Source organism: Polaromonas sp. P1_F9, from assembly GCF_056405615.1.
This window is the reverse complement of the sequence record NZ_JBFUBT010000003.1, coordinates 165,477-183,609: the sequence shown is the minus strand read 5'-3', so window position 1 is coordinate 183,609 and position 18,133 is coordinate 165,477. Positions and strand designations below refer to the sequence as shown.

Annotated in this window: 17 protein-coding genes; 6 read left to right on the top strand and 11 right to left on the bottom strand. The window is 61.6% G+C overall.

Annotated elements, in window-relative coordinates:
- Window positions 1-87 precede the first annotated feature (87 nt).
- The 8 genes from serA to AC1DYR_RS09760 all read right to left on the bottom strand — a co-directional run bounded on the left by serA (window position 88) and on the right by AC1DYR_RS09760 (window position 5,529).
- The gene (gene serA / locus AC1DYR_RS09795; protein WP_477704944.1) at window positions 88-1,317 is read right to left on the bottom strand and encodes a phosphoglycerate dehydrogenase; all 1,230 of its coding nucleotides are present in this window, start codon (window positions 1,315-1,317) and stop codon (window positions 88-90) included.
- 148 nt (window positions 1,318-1,465) lie between these two features.
- Window positions 1,466-2,047, bottom strand: a complete 582-nt coding sequence (locus tag AC1DYR_RS09790) for an MOSC domain-containing protein (protein WP_477704943.1) — start codon at window positions 2,045-2,047, stop codon at window positions 1,466-1,468.
- Window positions 2,044-2,529 (bottom strand): rod shape-determining protein, encoded by a 486-nt coding sequence (locus AC1DYR_RS09785; RefSeq protein WP_477704942.1) that lies wholly within the window; start codon window positions 2,527-2,529, stop codon window positions 2,044-2,046. The genes AC1DYR_RS09790 and AC1DYR_RS09785 overlap by 4 nt, the downstream gene beginning before the upstream one ends.
- A 37-nt stretch (window positions 2,530-2,566) precedes the next feature.
- Window positions 2,567-3,079, bottom strand: a complete 513-nt coding sequence (locus tag AC1DYR_RS09780) for a hypothetical protein (RefSeq protein ID WP_477704941.1) — start codon at window positions 3,077-3,079, stop codon at window positions 2,567-2,569.
- A gap of 11 nt (window positions 3,080-3,090) precedes the next feature.
- Entirely contained in the window at window positions 3,091-3,441 is a 351-nt protein-coding gene (locus AC1DYR_RS09775) for a GlpM family protein (RefSeq protein ID WP_457280874.1), read from the bottom strand.
- Between the two features lie 66 nt (window positions 3,442-3,507).
- On the bottom strand, window positions 3,508-4,038 hold the full coding sequence (locus tag AC1DYR_RS09770; RefSeq protein ID WP_477704940.1) for a GNAT family N-acetyltransferase: 531 nt from the start codon (window positions 4,036-4,038) through the stop codon (window positions 3,508-3,510).
- A gap of 82 nt (window positions 4,039-4,120) precedes the next feature.
- The gene (locus AC1DYR_RS09765) at window positions 4,121-4,894 is read right to left on the bottom strand and encodes a DUF1223 domain-containing protein (RefSeq protein ID WP_477704939.1); all 774 of its coding nucleotides are present in this window, start codon (window positions 4,892-4,894) and stop codon (window positions 4,121-4,123) included.
- Window positions 4,895-5,010: 116 nt separating this feature from the next.
- A complete protein-coding gene (locus tag AC1DYR_RS09760; RefSeq protein ID WP_457280877.1) occupies window positions 5,011-5,529 on the bottom strand; it encodes a hypothetical protein in 519 nt (172 codons plus the stop codon).
- A 227-nt stretch (window positions 5,530-5,756) separates the two neighbouring features.
- On the opposite strand from AC1DYR_RS09760, the gene AC1DYR_RS09755 reads away from it, so the two are divergent.
- Window positions 5,757-8,120: a Tex family protein gene (locus tag AC1DYR_RS09755; RefSeq protein ID WP_477704938.1), complete on the top strand. Its 2,364-nt coding sequence runs from the start codon at window positions 5,757-5,759 to the stop codon at window positions 8,118-8,120.
- Window positions 8,121-8,246: 126 nt separating this feature from the next.
- Window positions 8,247-9,344, top strand: a complete 1,098-nt coding sequence (locus AC1DYR_RS09750) for a patatin-like phospholipase family protein (protein ID WP_477704937.1) — start codon at window positions 8,247-8,249, stop codon at window positions 9,342-9,344.
- Window positions 9,345-9,482: 138 nt separating this feature from the next.
- On the opposite strand, the gene AC1DYR_RS09745 is transcribed toward AC1DYR_RS09750, so the two are convergent.
- On the bottom strand, window positions 9,483-10,589 hold the full coding sequence (locus AC1DYR_RS09745) for a porin (RefSeq protein ID WP_477704936.1): 1,107 nt from the start codon (window positions 10,587-10,589) through the stop codon (window positions 9,483-9,485).
- Between the two features lie 391 nt (window positions 10,590-10,980).
- Window positions 10,981-12,117, bottom strand: coding sequence for an iron-containing alcohol dehydrogenase (locus AC1DYR_RS09740; protein WP_477704935.1), 1,137 nt, complete (start codon window positions 12,115-12,117; stop codon window positions 10,981-10,983).
- Between the two features lie 113 nt (window positions 12,118-12,230).
- Between AC1DYR_RS09740 and AC1DYR_RS09735 the strand changes: the two genes are divergently transcribed.
- The 4 genes from AC1DYR_RS09735 to AC1DYR_RS09720 are packed head-to-tail and all read left to right on the top strand — an operon-like array spanning window position 12,231 to window position 17,226.
- A complete protein-coding gene (locus AC1DYR_RS09735) occupies window positions 12,231-13,097 on the top strand; it encodes a 2-keto-4-pentenoate hydratase (protein ID WP_477704934.1) in 867 nt (288 codons plus the stop codon).
- Window positions 13,098-14,066 carry an alpha/beta hydrolase gene (locus tag AC1DYR_RS09730; RefSeq protein ID WP_477704933.1) on the top strand — a complete coding sequence of 323 codons (969 nt, stop codon included), beginning with the start codon at window positions 13,098-13,100 and terminating at the stop codon, window positions 14,064-14,066.
- Window positions 14,063-14,920, top strand: a complete 858-nt coding sequence (locus AC1DYR_RS09725; RefSeq protein WP_477704932.1) for a YbgC/FadM family acyl-CoA thioesterase — start codon at window positions 14,063-14,065, stop codon at window positions 14,918-14,920. The genes AC1DYR_RS09730 and AC1DYR_RS09725 overlap by 4 nt, the downstream gene beginning before the upstream one ends.
- Before the next feature lie 11 nt (window positions 14,921-14,931).
- Entirely contained in the window at window positions 14,932-17,226 is a 2,295-nt protein-coding gene (locus AC1DYR_RS09720) for an O-antigen ligase family protein (RefSeq protein ID WP_477704931.1), read from the top strand.
- Here the strand turns inward: AC1DYR_RS09720 and AC1DYR_RS09715 are convergent.
- Window positions 17,208-18,110 carry an NRDE family protein gene (locus AC1DYR_RS09715; protein WP_477704930.1) on the bottom strand — a complete coding sequence of 301 codons (903 nt, stop codon included), beginning with the start codon at window positions 18,108-18,110 and terminating at the stop codon, window positions 17,208-17,210. The two genes, AC1DYR_RS09720 and AC1DYR_RS09715, sit on opposite strands and share 19 nt — an antisense overlap.
- Window positions 18,111-18,133: the final 23 nt, after the last annotated feature.

Here is an 18,133-nt window from a genome sequence, read left to right as displayed (position 1 = left end):
CAAAGATAAGTGGCCGAAACCCAATAGGGAAAAGCGCAACAAGCTATATATTTGATAGCGGTCGCGCTCTGTGCACTCAGGCCCGGTTCAAAACAGAACCCGGCTGCGGATCGTTCCAGGCACCTCGGCCAGCTTGGCCAGCGCAATGTCGGAATGCGCAGCGTCAATGTCAATCACCACGTAGCCCACAGCCTCGTTGGTCTGCAGATACTGCGACGCGATGTTGATGCCGTTGGCCGCAAACACCTTGTTGATTTCCGACAGCACGCCCGGCACATTGCGGTGAATGTGCAGCAGGCGGTGCTTGCCCGGATGGGCCGGCAGTGCCACTTCGGGGAAGTTGACGGAAGACGTCGAGGTGCCGTTGTCGCTGTACTTCACCAGTTTTTCGGCCACCTCGATGCCGATGTTTTCCTGCGCTTCCATGGTCGAGCCGCCCACGTGCGGCGTCAGGATCACGTTGTCGAGGCCGCGCAGGGGTGATTCAAACATGTCCTTGTTGCTGCGCGGCTCCACAGGGAACACGTCGATTGCGGCACCCAACAGCCTTTTTTGCTTCAACGCTTCGGCCAGCGGTTCAATTTCCACCACCGTGCCGCGTGAGGCATTGATCAGCACACTGCCGGGCTTCATCGCGGCGATCTCTGCTGCGCCCATCATCCATTGGGTGGCTTGCGTCTCGGGCACGTGCAGGCTCACCACGTCGGACTGGGCCAGCAGGTCCTTGAGCTGGGCCACCTGCCGGGCGTTACCCAGCGGCAGCTTGGTCACCACGTCAAAAAACACGACCTGCATGCCCAGCGCTTCGGCCAGCACCGACAGCTGCGTGCCGATGGAGCCGTAGCCGACAATGCCCAGCGTCTTGCCGCGGATTTCATAGGCGTTTTCGGCCGACTTGAGCCAGCCGCCGCGATGCGCCACCGCGCTTTTCTCGGGCACGCCGCGCAGCAGCAAAATGGCCTCGGCCAGCACCAGTTCGGCCACCGAGCGTGTGTTGGAAAAAGGCGCGTTGAACACCGCAATGCCGCGTTCGCGGGCGGCGTTCAGGTCGACCTGGTTGGTGCCGATGCAAAAGCAGCCGACCGCCGCCAGCTTGCCAGCCTGGGCAAACACATCGGCGGTGAGCTGGGTGCGGGAGCGGATGCCGACGAAATGCGCGTCGGCTATTTTTGCCTTGAGTTCATCATCGGGCAGCGCTCCGGCCAGGCTTTCGATCTGCGAGTAACCTGCCGCCTTGAGAACCTCCACTGCGGAGGGGTGAATGCCCTCGAGCAACAGGAATCTGATTTTTTGCTTGTCGACCGAAGTTTTGTTCATGGAAAGCCGCTGCGCCAAAAAGTGGATGAGGAACAAGTATGAGGGAAGCGAAATACCCGTGCTGGTGCGCGGTTGGGCAGCGGGATCCGAGACCAGGAACAATGCCAAAAAATAGCTCCAGGCATTGCTGGTCCTGCGCAAGCAGCTATCAAATCAATAGCGGCTGAGTTAGATGCTCCCGATCGGATTTGGCAGTCTCACAGACAACGGCATCACCCACGCGCAGTGAACCGCCCTGTAGCACGCGCGCTGTCAGCCCGCCATGGCCGCGCATGGCGTTGTAGCCGCCCGGTCCCAGCACTTCCTCCATGCGCGAACAAGGTTCGCACGGGCCGGTGATTTCCAGCACCACATCACCGATGCACAGCACCATGGGCTGGTCTTTGAAAAGGGATTTTGCCGCCATCAGGTTCAGGCCGGACACCACCAGGTTGCGCCGCAAACTCGCGGCATTCACTGTGCCAAGCCGTACCAGCGCCGCCAGCGCGGGAAGGTGCTCGGCCTGGATCAACGTGACCTGGCGCTTGCTGCTTTCCGGGCGAATGGCGGGCGCCGCAGCGCTCCGGTCGCCTTCCAGGCCGCGGCCGGCCAGCGCTGTCACGGTTGCAACGCTGAGCACCGGGCTGCGGCGGGCGGGCCTCAGGAAAATTTGCTCAAGCCGCCCTTCGTGGGGGAATTGCCGGGTGAGCGCGCGCAGGTCACTGATGCCCGTGCCGGCGGTGGCTGTCATTCCAGTACCTGTCCCGTGGAAGGGTAGCTGCGCAACAGCACCTGCTCGTCTGTCAATTCCGGGCCCTGCCACATGGTGACTTCTGAAGCGCCGGCCCCCAGGGCCATCTCATGGAGGGCCCGTATTTCCACCTGGGTGAAACCACCTGCGGGCTCGCCCAGAGGATGGAACACCATGCGGGGCGCGGGAGCCAGCACGTGGCTGGCCTGAAGTTTCCGGACGAAGGCCTTCAGTACCTGCTCACCATGAACGAAGTCGGACACCATGGAGCGCGGGTGGCTGAAAGGATTGATGACCTGTGCCGACTTGCTCGATTTATGCAGGGCAGCGTCATTGCCCGCGCCCAGCACTTTGGGCTTGGGGCTGCGGGAAATCGCAATTTCGGGCACTTCGGAAATGAAAGCGCCCGTTTTCACATTGCGCACCGTCAGCCGGTAAGGCGACAGGCGGATGTACAAAGGTGGCTTGATGAAGTCGAACATGGTCAAGGGCGGCGGTTGAATTCAGTGAGCCTGGTGCTCATGACAATACGGCTTTCAGCGCGGCCAGGAGCCGCGCACTTGCCAGCTTGACCCGCGTCTTGAAACGGCGGGCCATGCGCCATGGCAACGACGCCCTGGCCTGGGCCATGATTTTGTCCTTCCAGGCTTTCCAGGGGGTGTAGAGCCGCGCGAACCACGGCATTTGCATGAGTGCAGGCTGGGTCAGCTGAAAGAGGCGTGCCGCCAGCGCGGTTCCGGTGAGTTTGGCCGCCAGTATCAGCGCAAGGCCGACAGTGACATGCCCCAGGCCGAACAGGTAAAGCGCCAGCAGCTTCAGCGGGATCAGCGCCAGAACCGGCACGCCGAAGGCGAGCAGCGCAGCCCAGGGCGGCAAGCGGGTGATCCAGCGCTCCAGCCGCCCCCACCAGGGCAGGCGCCCCAGTGCTGCAAAGCCGGCGGCCAGCGGCTCCCAGCCCCATTCTTCAAACAGCAAAAACAGCGCGACAGGCGCAAGCAAAATGGCCCGCAACACTTTTTTGAATTTGCCCATATCCTTTTTCCTCAAAGCGCCGAAGGGTAGGCACGGCTCCAGCCGAGCAGCAGCACGCCCGCTGCAAGCACCCAGGCCAGTGTGGCGCAGGCAAGCGTGACGGGCAGGGTCGCGCGCACGCTGAGCCAGTAAACCACCAGCAGGTAAACCGCATAGGGGATGAGCGACCACAGGCCAAACAGCGCCGTGGTGCGAAGGTCGGCCGCGGAGCGTTCGCTGCCCACGATGTAGTGCGCAATCAGGGCAAAGGTGGGAAACAGCGGCACCAGCCCGGCGATGAAAAAGCTGCGCGACCGGGAAAGAAGGGCTATAACCAGCACGGCAAGCGCACCCAGCAGGCATTTAAGAAAAAGTGAAAGCATGGATGGAAAAGAAGAAGGAATGCAAAGACGGAGCAGCAGCACGGATCAACAGTTTATCGAAGGGCACTATCGACGCTCTTCGGCCTGTATCGCCTGCATGCCGTTCAGCGTTTCCCTGCGCATGGAAAAGATGTTGTCGTTCGAAAGCTCAGGCACCGCTGCAAAGCCGAGGCCTTCGTAGATGGTCAGCGCAGGATGGTTGTCACGGTAAACGCGCAGCGTGAAAGCTGTGGCACCGGTGTCACTGGCCGCCTGGGCCATCAGCAGCCTGCACAGTGTTGAACCCAGACCCTGGCCGCGCGCGTGGGGCGCCAGGATGATGCGGGCCAGGTGGGCAACACCTGCCTCACGCACCCAGAATTGCCCAAAGCCCAGCGCCTCTGCCGGGCCCCGGCTCATGACAAAGCTGAAGGCGCCGGGTTCAGCCAGCAGTACCGGGAGCCGCTCGGGCTCAAACGGAAACTTCAGCTTTGGGCCGGCCCAGCGCAGACAGGTGCTGGCATCCCGGACCCAGGTGGCCAGCGCCGCGTAGTCGGCGGCCCCGGGTGGCCGCAAGGCCAGCGAAGGAGCGCTGGGCGGTGATTGCGGGGAATCCATGGCACCATTGTGCGGCAAGCCTGAAGCCTCGCGTTGCCCCGCCTATACGTGCGCCGGGCGGTCTTCCTTCAGTGGCCGTGCTTCACGCGGCACATTGAAGGCTGACGGCCTGCAGGGTTTTGCCGGTTTGAGGGTCGAACACCACGAGGTTCACCTGGCGGTCATGGCCCTGGGTTGCTGCAATGCTGCGAAAGGCCAGTTTTTGCGGCCCGGTATCACTGCTTTTGTATTCCCCGGCCTGGGTGTACTGGCGCACCACGAAGTCGTGTTTGAGAACCTCTCCGGCGTTTTCGCCGGCTTTCACTTTGGAGTTGTGCCCATGCTCGGTGACGGTCCAGTAGGCCGACCAGGAGGGTGACACCTGCGGTGCGGGCAGCGGGGTGACACTGGCTTCAAACTGGTCCGTCCCGAGTTGCCTGAGCACGATGCTGGCGCGCGCGGGTTCCTTGCTGTCGGCAGGCCTGCCGCCCCAGCGGGGCCAGTCTTTGCCGTTGAGCACAGCCTGCGGTGTATAGATGCTGCGCAGGTTATTCCTGGCTGCTATTTCGCGCTGCCGGCTGGTGTAGGCGGGCGCGGCAAAGCGGTCGACCCAGCCGATATAGTCCCAGTAGCCGACGTGAAAGGCTTGCACCACGGCCCCACTGCCTTTCAGCGACGAAGCCCATTTGTCGGCGGGCGGGCAGGAGCTGCAGCCCTCTGAGGTATACAGCTCAACGACCGGCGTGATGGCCGGCCCTGAGCTGATGGCACAAGCGTTTTGTGCAGACAACGCGCTGGACGTCAATGCCATCAGGACGATTGCGGTGATTAGCGGGGTATTGCGGCGGGAAGGCCGTGGGGGCGCGGTGTGCAGCATGGGGGTCTCCGTGGATTGCAGACCCCCATTGGTCGATGGACTTCGCCGGTTCTTACATCTGCCGGGCGTGATTTAATAAGAAAAGAAAGAAAGAGGCACAACCGGTATTGCGGCACTCAAACCAGCGGCATGGTCTCCGAGTCTTTTTCCAGGTGCGGAATGCCGCCATGCCGCTCAAGCCGGTCCTGGAGCTGTCCCATGTGGGCGGCCATGGTGTTGTCCGACTGCTCCAGCCGCGCCAGCAATGCCTGTTGCTGCTGCGAGAAGCGTTCGGCCAGCACAGTGGCGGCAGCGGCTTCCCGGTGCTGTGCGGCCAGGGCCTGCACCTCCAGGTAGCTCCGCAGTTCGGTAAAACGCGATGCCTCGGCCTTGTCAGCCAGCTCACGCTGCGTGTTCAGCTCGCGTGCGTAGCGCCGGGTTTCCAGCAAGTTGGTGCTTTGCATGTAGAGCGTGGAGGCCAGGAACACCACCGTGGCAACCACCAGCAAGAGCAGCATCACGAAGCCCAGCGACACCTCCACGGTGGTAAAGCCCAGGCTGAGCATGCTCACACGGCTGAATTCATCGACATTGAGGGCCACAAAGCCCGCCAGCAGCAGCATGGCCACCACCAAAAAAATTGTGCGAGTCCGCATGTGTCTCTCCCCTGAAAATGTAAGAAATTGCTTTAAGCCAAGGACCATTATCAGAAGCAAAACAGCGCTGGCGCTGTGGGACAATGCCGACCCTTGGCGTCAGTTTGTACTCGGCGCACCGATAACGGCTCTCCGCCAGGGCAGGTTGCATCGCCGGGCGGGCATTTGCCCCTTTCGTCGACCTTTTTTTGCTTCTTTTCCGAGCTTTTTCGAACATCTCTTTCAATATGCAGAAAATCATCCGCCAGATCGCGGCAGAAATCAAAGTCCAGGAACACCAGATCAAGGCAGCGGTAGAGCTGCTGGACGGCGGCGCCACGGTTCCCTTCATCGCGCGCTACCGCAAGGAAGCCACCGGCGGGCTGGACGACATCCAGTTGCGCGAGCTGGAATACCGGCTGGGTTACCTGCGCGAGCTGGAAGAGCGACGCGAAGCGGTCCTCAAAAGCATTGAAGAGCAGGGCAAGCTCACGCCCGAGTTGAGTGCCGCGATTGAATTTGCCGCTACCAAGCAGGACCTGGAAGACTTGTACCTGCCCTTTAAACCCCGGCGCCGCACCAAGGGACAGATTGCGCGCGAAGCCGGCATCGAGCCGCTGGCCGACAAGCTGTTTGCCGACCCGTCGCTGGTACCTGCCGACGAAGCCGTGGCCTTTGTGAAGGCCGAAAAGAACGAAAGCGGTGACGACTTCACCACCGTGCAAGCCGTGCTCGACGGCGTGCGCGACATCCTCAGTGAACGCTGGGCCGAAGATGCCGGCCTGGTGCAGTCGCTGCGCAACTGGCTCTGGAGCGAGGGGCTGTTCAGCTCCAAGCTGGTGACCGGCAAAGACGAGAACAACGCCGACAACAGCAAATTCCGCGACTACTTCGACTACGACGAGCCGATTGGCCGCGTGCCTTCGCACCGTGCGCTGGCGGTGTTTCGCGGGCGCGGGCTGGAAATATTGGACGCCAAGCTGGTACTGCCGGAGCAGGCCGAGCCCGGCAAACCCAGCATTGCCGAAGGCAAGATCGCATTGCACCTGGGCTGGAGCCACAAGGCGCGCCCGGCGGATGATTTGATCCGCAAGGCCGTGGCCTGGACCTGGCGCGTCAAGCTCAGCCTCTCGCTCGAGCGAGACCTCTTTACCCGTTTACGCGAAGAGGCCGAGAAAGTCGCCATCAAGGTGTTTGCCGACAACCTGCGCGACCTGCTGCTGGCAGCGCCCGCCGGCCCGCGCGTGGTGATGGGGCTGGACCCGGGCATTCGCACCGGCGTGAAGGTGGCCGTGGTCGACGCCACCGGCAAGCTGGTAGAGACCTCTACCGTCTACCCGCATGAGCCGCGCAAGGACTGGGACGGCTCGTTGCACACGCTGGCCAGGCTTTGCGAAAAGCACGGCGTCAACCTGATCGCTATCGGCAACGGCACGGCCAGCCGCGAAACCGACAAGCTCGCCGCTGATTTGATCAAGGGCATGGCCAAGGTCGAGCAGGTGATTGAAAAAGTCGTGGTCAGCGAAGCCGGCGCGTCCATTTATTCCGCCAGTGAATTTGCGAGCCAGGAGATGCCCGACGTGGACGTGAGCCTGCGCGGCGCGGCCAGCATCGCGCGCCGCTTGCAAGACCCGCTGGCCGAGCTCGTCAAGATCGACCCGAAATCGATTGGCGTCGGCCAGTACCAGCACGATGTGAACCAGAGTGATCTGGCGCGCAGCCTGGACACCGTGGTCGAAGATTGCGTGAACAGCGTCGGCGTAGACCTGAACACCGCCAGCGTGCCGCTGCTGGCCCGCGTGTCGGGCCTGTCGCAAACAGTGGCCAAGTCGGTGGTGCGCTGGCGTGATGCCAATGGCGCGTTTGCCAGCCGTGCCGATTTGCTCAAGGTGACCGGCCTGGGCGCCAAGACCTTTGAGCAGAGCGCCGGCTTCTTGCGCCTGCGCAGCAGCAGCAACCCGCTGGACATGACCGGCGTGCACCCCGAAACCTACCCGGTGGTCGAAAAGATCATGGCGCACACCGGCAAACCGGTGGCCGAGTTGATGGGCCGGGCCGAGATGCTCAAGACCCTGAAGCCTGAGCTGTTTGCCAACGAGCAGTTCGGCGTGATTACTGTCAAGGACATCATTGCCGAGCTGGAAAAACCCGGCCGCGACCCGCGCCCGGACTTCAAGGTGGCGCGCTTCAACGACGGTGTGGAAGATATCAAGGATTTGAAGGAAGGCATGACGCTGGAAGGCACGGTCAGCAACGTGGCCGCCTTCGGCGCCTTCGTCGACATCGGCGTGCACCAGGACGGTCTGGTCCACGTGAGCCAGCTTTCCAACAAGTTCGTGACCGACGCACGCGAAGTGGTGAAAACCGGTGACATCGTGAAAGTGCGCGTCACCGAGGTCGACGTGGCGCGCAAGCGCATTGGCCTCACCATGAAACTCGACGCCGCACCCGCACGCCGTGACGGCCCGCGTGACAACCGCTTTGAAAGCGCGCGCCCGCCGGGCGGGCAAAACCGCGGCGGCAACTATGGAAGCCGACCAGGCGCACCACAACCGGCAGCCGCCACCGCGATGGAGTCGGCATTCAGCAAGCTGGCGGCGCTGAAGAAATAATCGCGCCCAATGCGCGCCAGGCCGCCTGAAAGACATGAATTGACCCATTTTTAGGGTTAAATCAGGCCCTGGTGCTTGACTGACATACCCGAGCAGCTATCAAAATAATAGCACCTATCCACCTTCATGCAAGCCCTCCGCATTTACGCCGGCCCCAAGGCACGCCGGCATATCGAGCAAAACGGCCTCAAGCCGGCAGACATTGCCGTTGTACCCGGGGCGGCGGGCGGGCCCAAGGGCTTGATCCTTGGCGCCCTGGACCGTTTTATCTTCGGTGACTGGCTGGCGCAAAGCAGCCATCCGGTGGACCTGGTCGGTGCGTCCATAGGCGCGTGGCGTATGGCCACGGCCTGCCTGAGCAACCCGGCGGCCGCATTCCAGCGCCTCGAAACCGATTACATCCACCAGCATTACGAACTCAAGCCCGGCCAGAAGCGCCCGACCGCCGATGCCGTCAGTGAGCAGTTCGGCCAGAGCCTGAAGGTTTTCTACGGGGGCCGGGTGCAGGAAGTGATCGGCCATCCCCGCTATCGGCTGCACATCGTCACCTCACGTGGCCGCCACATGCTGGGCCGTGAGCACAAGGTAGCCACGCCGCTGGGCTATTTTGGCGCGTTCCTCACCAACAGCCTGCACCGCAAGGCCATGGGCGCATGGCTGGAGCGCGTCGTGTTTTCGACCCGGAACGCCCCTTTGCCGTTTGCGACCGCCGACTACCGGACGCGCCAGGTGCCCATGGACGAAGCCAATTTTCAACCGGCGCTTCAGGCCAGCTGCTCCATCCCTTTTGTGCTGCGCTCCGTGCGCAACATTCCCGGTGCGCCGCCCGGCGCCTACTGGGACGGCGGCATCACCGACTACCACCTGCACCTGAACTACCACCGCGGGGGCACGGCAGGGGAGGCGGGATCATCGCCGGGATTGGTGCTGTACCCGCATTTCCAGAGGGCCGTGGTGCCTGGCTGGCTCGACAAGGGCCTGAAGTGGCGGCACGGTGCCACACATTTTCTGGACAACATGGTGCTGCTCGCCCCCAACCCGGAGTGGATCAAAACCTTGCCCGGCGGCAAGCTTCCGGACCGCGCGGACTTCATGCGCTACGGCCCCGATATCCAGGCACGCATACGTGCATGGTCAGGGGCGACATCGAAGGCCGGGCAGCTTGCCGAAGAATATGCCCGGTGGCTGGAACATCCGGACATGAAGCTGGTTCATCATTTATGAACCGGCCATGGGCCGGCCGGAATGCGCGCCTCGATGCAGTGTTCCCCCGGCGAGGCGCTCATAAAAAAGCCGCATGACGTGGCACGTCATGCGGCGATTCCAGATCGCTGCCAGGCACATCAGTTTGGAGCGGAAGCCTCAAAACACGTGTGCAATACCCGCGTACAGCGACTTCGGACTTTGGCCGACCGCCGAGAGCGCCAGGCCAGCCGAACTGCCGCCGCCGCCGCTGATGGTGTAGCCTGCGTTGGCCTGGTTGCTGATCCTGGTCGCGCCGCCGTAGATCGTGGTTCGCTTGGACAGCGGGTAGTCGTAACGAACGCCGAAGGCTTTTGAGTCGGCGCTGGCCGTGGTCTTGTTTTTGAGCCGGCCATAGGTGGCAATCAGCTTGCCTACGCCGACCGGTGCCGAGGCGCCGATCTGGTAGGCATCGAGCGCGGGCGCCCCGGTCGCGTCGCCGCGGCGGCGCACAAAGATGGCAGACGGCTTGATGAACCCGAAATCGTAGGAGACAGCGACGTCAGTGTATTTATCGGTATTGCCGACTATGTAGATGGTTTTTTCCGTCAGGTAGCTGACTTGCGCCGCAAGCGTGCTACTGCTGTAGCCGGCTGCGATGTTGAGCACGTTACCGGTGGACTTGGGTTGGCCGCCCGCGCCGGTCGATTCGCCGAAAGCATAAAACACATTGGCCTTGAAGCCACCCCAGGTCGGCGTGGTGTACTGGATGGAGTTGTCGCGGCGTGTGGTGGCGTCGGAGAGCGAGCCGCCGTTGATGCCTACGCCCGGGCCCGCGTAGTAGTTCAAGGCGCCGGACATCGTGAATCCGGCAGGGTCAAAAGCCGCCATGGTTCCAAAATGCGGCGTGTACTGACGGCCCATATTGACGGCGCCGAAGTCACCACTCAAGCCCACAGTCGCCAGGCGCTGGAACATGTAATTGGCTCCAGTCGGCACGGTGCTGGTGGGGACGGTCGCAGTACCTGTGCCAGCGCCCGTGTCTGTCAAAAAGCCGGCCTCCAGCACGAAATTCGCCTTCAGCCCGCCGCCGAGGTCTTCCGTACCGCGAAACCCGAAACGTGAACCCATGGCCCCCCCGCTGGAGACGCGTGTCACATTGCCGTTTCCAGCAGACGCGACTTCCAGATAGGTATCAACCACGCCATACAGCGTGACGGAGCTTTGGGCCTGAGCGGCGCAACTGGCAGCGGACAGCACGGAAAGTGCAAATAGTTTGGTCTTCATCAGGTCTCCTAATGTTGTTGATATGGCGTGCTTATCGATTCGACGTAGCTCTACAGGTCCAGTGCGCTGTTGTTTGCGGACAGCAAACACCGCGTGAAATCGCTAATCACTGCATGAGGTTAATGGGTTTTTAGTTATAAAAAATAAGTAAATAGTCTCTTGCCAGCAAAGACATTTATGGTTATAAAAAGTAATTAAATAACTTTTACAGGCACGGATGAGCCTGGCTCATGGCAGTCTTGCCATGGATGGCGGCGCAGGCGGCCCCGGTTGCGCCGGGGCACACTATCGCGCAATCGCGGGGCAGGGCCGCATCATCACGAAGCCGCTGGTTTGCCGCCAACCACAATTGCAGCAGGGAAAGCGGCACATTGGCCGCCAGGGGCGAGGCCTAGAGCGACGTGCCGAGGAGCTCTTCGTATTCCGCCGCACTGGCAATTCGCGGATTCGTTTTGTGGCAATGATCTGCCAGCGCGCCAGTGACGATCTGACTGAACTGCTGGCGCTGTACCCCCATGGCCGCCAGGCCCGTGGGAAGGCCCAGCCGGGCGTTCATGTCCCGGATGGCGTCGGGAATGTCGCTGCCCGAAGCCAGCCCCATGGCGCGGGCCATGCGGTTAAGCCGGTTGTCCTTCTTAACTGATTCAGCCTCCGCATTAAAGAGAACCACAGCAGGTAAAAACATCGCGTTCAGCGTGCCATGGTGAAGGCGCGGGTCTACACCGCCCAGGCTATGGCTCAGCGAATGCACGCAGCCCAGCCCCTTCTGGAAAGCCATGGCACCCTGCATGGATGCGCTCATCAGGTTGAAGCGGGCGTCCCGGTCACTGCCATCGCGCGTGGCCCGTTCGATGTGAGCCCAGCCGCGTTCCAGGCCGTCCAGCGCGATGCCGTCGGCCGGCGGGTTGAAGGCAGCTGACATGAAGGTCTCCATGCAATGCGCAATCGCGTCCATGCCGGTGGCCGCTGTCAGTTTGGCCGGCAGGCCCAATGTGAGCTCCGGATCGCAAATCGCCGTTTTCGGTACAAGGTGCCAAGAGTGAAACCCAAGCTTGCGATGGTCGTCCACGATGATGATCGCCCCGCGGGCGACTTCGCTGCCGGTGCCGCTGGTGGTGGGCACAGCAATCAGCGGGGCTGCGCGGTCCGTGATTTTCGGGGAGCCACCTTCGATGGTGGCGTAAGTTGTGAGCGGGCCTTCATGGGTGGCGGCAATCGCCACGCCTTTGGCGCAATCAATGGCTGAGCCGCCGCCCACCGCGATCAGGCCGTCGCAGCCGGCGGACTTGTACAGGGCCGCAGCTGCGCGAACGGCTGCTTCGGTGGGATTCGAAGGGGTCTGGTCAAACACCGTCACCTGCATACCGGGCAGCGCGTCAAGCGCTTTTTGCAAAATACCTGCGGCCTTGACACCTGGGTCGGTGACGATAAGCGGGCGGGTGATGCCGACACGCTCACATTCCTGCTTGAGCAATTTGATCGCACCGAATTCAAACTGGATCTGGGTGACGTAATAGATAAAGGCCATGGTTTTGCTGTCTTTCGCGTTGTACGATGCTGGGCGGTTTTCCCGTGCCGCCCATCTTGCCCCAATCGGTTGCCCCAATCGGCTTGGCCTTACTTTAATAGCTGGAGATGCCCATGAATTGCAAGCAAACCCTGATGCTGTTCACCTTGGCGATAGCAGCTCTTCAGGCTGGGGCGGAATGCCTGAGCGATGCGCAAGTCGGCGACCTGGCCGAAAAGATCGATGCCAGACAGCCTGCGGCCAACCCGGAAGGTCTCAACGAGGCCGATGGCGCCTGTACCCGCGCCAAACTCAATGCGCTGCTGGAAAAGCGCCACGGCAAAGTGATCGGCTACAAAGCCGGCCTTACCAACCCGGCGGTACAAAAACGCTTCAACTACGACCAGCCCGTGTGGGGCAAGCTGTATGAGGGCATGGTGCTGCCCGGCGGGTCCGTGGTTGATGCGGCGTTCGGCGCGCGTCCGCTTTTTGAGGCCGACATGCTGGTACGCGTCAAAAGTGCAGCCGTCAACCAGGCCCGGACACCGATGGATGTGCTGGAAGCCGTTGACCAGGTAATTCCCTTCATTGAATTGCCCGACCTGGTCGTGCAGGCGCCGCCCAAGCTCAATGGCCCGGCGGTCAGCGCCATCAATGTCGGTGCCCGGTTCGGTGTGGCCGGTATGCCTTTGGCCGTGCCCGTGACAAGGGCAGAGCGCCACGCCATGCTGGGCATGCTGGAAAACATGACCGTTGTGCTTGCAGACGGCAGTGGTGCAGAACTGGGAAGAGGAAAGGGCAGCGACATCCTCGGCCATCCGCTTAACGCCGTCGTCTGGCTGGCCGGCGCCCTGGCCAAAGAAGGCCTTGCCATGAAACCAGGCGATTTGATCAGCCTGGGCTCGTTTTCACCGCTGCTGCCGCCCAAGGCAGGGCTGACCGCCACAGCGACTTACCAGGGGCTGGCCGGAGCGCAGCCTGTGTCGGTCACATTCAAATAAATGCGCCGTACCTCCCCTGAAGACTTGCTGACTCCCGCGATGCGGGGTGTACTCAGCCGCATGGCGCGGGCCATGCGGCCGCCGTTTCATACGCTCACGCCCGCGGGAGCCAAAGCAGCCTACGAGGCGGGTGCGGGCGTGCTGGAAATTCCCAAGCCGGCCCTGACGCGGGTCGAAGACCTGCTCATTCCCGCCAGGGATGGCTACAGCCTGCCTGCGCGCCTCTACGCGCCCTCAACTGACCACCTGCCGGTGCTGCTTTACTTTCATGGCGGCGGCTTCACCATCGGGAGCGTGGCAACGCATGACATTTTGTGCCGGCAGCTCAGTCACCTGGCGGGTTGCGCGGTGATTTCCGTGGACTACCGGCTGGCGCCGGAATACAAATTTCCTGTAGCTGCCCATGACGCCTGGGATGCCCTGGAATGGCTGGCGGCACGGTCAATCAGCCTCGGTCTTGATGAAACCCGTATGGCGGTCGGCGGCGACAGTGCGGGCGGCACGCTGGCAACCATGTGTGCCATCCTCGCCCGCGATGCCGGCCTGCCGCTGGCGCTGCAGCTGCTGTTTTACCCTGGTTGCGCCGCCCACCAGGACACACCGTCGCACCGGCTTTTTGCCGGTGGTTTTGTGCTGGAGGAGGCTGATATCACCTGGTTTTTCAACCACTATGTGCGAAGCCCTGCCGACCGCGAAGACTGGCGCTTTGCACCGCTCAACGCGGCGGATGTGGACGGTGTGGCCCCTGCCTGGCTGGGTCTGGCAGAGTGCGATCCCCTGGTCGACGAAGGGGTAATGTATGCCGACAAACTGCGCGCGGCCGGCGTGCCGGTCGACCTGGAAATCTACCGCGGCGTCACGCACGAGTTCATCAAGATGGGGCGCATCATTCCCGAAGCGCGGCAAGCCCATGCGGACGCGGCTCTGGCGCTGCGCCAGGCATTCAATCTTTCGGACAACACGCCATGAAACGACAGGAATACCGATTTTTTCACCCGCTGCGGGTTCGCTGGGCCGAAGTGGACATGCAGAAAATCGTGTTCAATGCGCATTACCTGATGTACTTCGACACTGCCATGACCGACTACTGGCGCGCGCTGGCGCTGCCGTACACGGAGACCATGCACAAGATGGGCGGCGACCTGTATGTGAAAAAAGCCACACTGGAATACCACGGCTCGGCACGCTTCGATGACCGGCTCGACGTAGCGCTCAAGTGCGCGCGCATCGGCAATTCATCCATGACGTACACCGGCGCGATGTTCAGGGCCGATGAACTGCTCATTAGCTGTGAACTTGTCTATGTGTTTGCCGATCCCCTGACGCAGACGTCCCGGCCCGTACCGGACGCGCTGCGCAACCTGCTCGTGGGCTTTGAGGCCGGTGAGGCCATGGTGGACATCAGGATAGGTGATTGGGCCACCCTGGGCGCCGACGCGGCCAAGGTCCGCACGGCCGTGTTTGTGCAGGAGCAGGGCATTCCAATGGAGATGGCGTGCGACGAAGCGGACAACACGGCCTTGCACGCCGTGGCCTATAACGGGCTGGGAGAGGGCATCGCGACCGGGCGGCTGATGCGGCAAGCCGATGGCACGGCGAAGATCGGGCGCATGGCGGTGCACAAGGCGCTGCGCGGAGCTCACCTCGGTCAAAATCTTTTGAACGCGTTGATGGACGCCGCCCGGGATCGCGGGGACCACGAGGTCATGCTGCATGCGCAGCGCAGTGCGGAGGGCTTTTACCGGCGCCTTGGCTTTGAGGCCCGGGGTGAGCCTTTCGAAGAAGCCGGCATCTCCCATGTTGAAATGGTCCGGGCGCCGTAACGGCGTTGTTGGTGCATGCCGCCGCCTTTGCGTGCGGGCTGTTTCAATCACTCAGAAAACTGATCGACCTCATGACCCAGAAAAGGAACGGCCCCGATGCCCAGGGGCATCCCACCCTAGCCGGTGCGGTAGCCAAGCTGGAGCCTGTTGACTCACCTGGCGCGGACTCCACGGCGGCCCCGGCTGCAGAGGTGGCGCAGGGCGGCTGGATCACCGTGCTTCTTGCTTTCATGATGTTTGTGACGCCGGCAATCGGCGTGCCTCATGAAGAAATGCTGCAGGACACGCTGAAATCCATGGTGGTGTCGTTTTCGGCGATCAGTGCCGGCCTGATTTTCTTCTGGCAGCAGCGCCACCGGCGGGAGCCCCTGCGTTGGCATGCCCTCATGTGGCTGCCTCTGGCTCTGATGTTTTACGCCCTGGCAAGCATGCTGTGGTCACACGCCTATCTTGGTGGCGTGGAAGCCATCAGGTGGTTCGTCTTCAGCCTGCTGCTGTGGCTGGGGCTCAATACCTTGTCGAGAGACCGGTTGCCTCATTTGGCCATGGGGATTCATGCGGGCGCCCTCGTGGCCTCGCTCTGGACCGCACTTCAGTTCTGGTTTGATTTCACTTACTTTCCGCAAGGCCCGAATCCAGCGTCCACTTTTGTCAACCGCAATTTTTTTGCCGAATTTGCGGTTTGCACCATTCCTTTCTCCTTCTATCTATTGATGCGGGCACGGAACTCGTTGCAAATATCGCTGCTGTCCTTGACCAACGGCTTTGTCATTGTGGCGCTCATGATGACAGGGACACGCGGGGCCTTGATGGCGTTATGGCTGCTACTTATCTTCGTTCTGCCGCTCATCGCTATCCTCTACCGTTGGCAACTGGCAATTTCTTCGTGGCACCTTCGTCAGAAGTTTCTTGCATGCGGACTTCTTGCTGTAACCATCCTGGCTTTGGGCTTCATTCACACAGGAAATCCAAAACTGGTTGGTGAAGACCGGGGTACCACGGCTTTTGAGCGGGCCTTCAAACGCACAGCGACAATCTCCATGGACGACAGCTCACTGAATGTGCGCTTTGTGATGTGGAAGGCAACCTTCAGGATCATCCAGGCCCATCCGTTGAGAGGTGTCGGCGCCGGCGCCTGGGAAGTCGATATTCCGCTGTATCAGGTTGACGGCACCCAGCTCGAAACCGACTATTACGTTCACAACGAAATCCTTCAGTTGCTGGCCGAATATGGCCTGACGGGCTGGATTTTCCTGCTGGCCCTTCTTGGCTATCTCAGCATGGCCGCATGGAAAACGCTCAGAAACCGGGGATTCGGGTGGGTGCAGGAGGCTCCGGAACGTGCGATTGTCCTGTCCAGTTTGTTGACGCTTTTGATCGTCAGCAATATCGGCTTTCCATGGCGTATGGCAACTACCGACGCGATCTTTGCGCTGGCGTTGGGGTTTCTGGCTGCTTCCGATGCCCGCCTGGGCGTTCAAGGCAAGTTTGCCGCTCAACAACTTGGCTGGAAGCCTGTGTATTCGAAGTTGCTGGGCATCACCTTAATGTTCTGCCTGGTGCTGGCGATCTATATATCGCAGCAGGCCACCCTTGCGGAAAGCAGAATCGTCAGGTCCGTCAGACTGGCACTATCTATCACGCGGTCCGGGGATGTCAACAACCCGCGCTGGAACGCCACCAAGCTGGAAATATTGGAGCTGGTCAAGGAAGGCACCCGCATCAATCCCCACTACCGCAAGCTGACGCCCATGGTGGCTGACGAACTGGCGCGCTGGGGCGACTGGCCAAACGCCGTCTGGGTCTGGGAGTCTGTGGCGTCTTCGCGTCCGCACGTGGTGGCGCTGCTAACGAATATTGCCCGTGGATATGCCCAGATGGGAGCCTTGGACAAGGCTTTCGAATACCTGGAGCGCAGCAAAAACCTTCAGCCGAAAGCGGCTTCAGTCCGATCACTGGAAGTCGTCCTGTTGAGCCGGTCGGGGAGAACTGCGGAGGCTCAAAAGCTGGTCAAACAATACCTGTCAGAAGGTATTTATGACTATGACCTCCTGGATGCCGGATGGGTACTCGGCGTAAAAAACGGCGACTTTGATCTGGCCGTCCAGAGCATGGAACTGCGTAACAAAAGCTTTCCTGACCAGCAGGTCGATGGGCTGGTCAAACTGGGCTACCTCTATGCCGTCCGGAAAAAAGATGACGCGAAGGCGTTGATGTTCTACAAGGCGGCCATGGCCGCATCACCCGAAAAAGACAAGGAAGCGACGCGTCAGCGCATTCCCCCCGACTACTGGCCCAGGCTCTGAGAAACGTGCGCTGCTTTCTGCCATTCAACAGTGAACCGGTGCGAAACAGGATACGCAGCCTGATGGTGACGACCGGACTCTTCAGCCGACGGACTCAGGTGCGTACGCTCCTCTACCTGGACATCCCATCGCGTTGACAGATCGGCCGGATCCGCTGCTGCCAGCAGCACCGTGCTGCTCCGTGTTCCGTAGGTATGGTCCGGAAAATCCACAAAGGCGCTCGACAGAGCTTCTTCCAGCGCCAACGGCACGCCGGTGGCTGGAAGGTCTTCGCGCGGCGCGCGCTGACGGTTGCCCAGAGCTGACCACAGCGATGCCTGAAGCTCCGTTGCTTGCAGGCCTGAGCTCGCCTCCAGGGCGGCATGGAGGGAGCGTTTGAGTTCCAGTGTTTTGGGCCACGGCGTATCCAGTGCCGCATTGGACAACCCATAGAGCCCTGGTGACAGAGCCTGAAGACGCAGGCTTGAAGCGCCAGACACTACGGCCGGCTTGTTCGTCACCCAGGCCCAGGCGTTCCGCTGAAAATCGCCGACCACCAGGTTAAAGCCTGCATAGTCCGAGCCTTCTTCTTCGAGGGCTGAAGCAAAACCGGTCGCATCGTCGTGGCTTTCCAGCCAACGCGTCACCAGTTCCCCCCGCGAGCGGGCCCCGGCATCTGCTCGGGTGCCGCGCACATTGGTCAGAAAAGCAATCCTGCCGTCCGGTGTCATGCCCATCCAGGTGCCACCGGCACGCAAGTCGCGGCCTGAAAGGACTTCTTGCCCCGAGTCGGTTTGCCAGCGGGCGAGCGGCAGCGTCGGCCGGTCCAGGAATTCATCGCGGTTGGCCGCAATCAGGAGCGGCCAACGCTCCGATACGCCAATGGCAAACGCGATCAGGCACATGTCATTAGCCCCGCGCCCCCTGT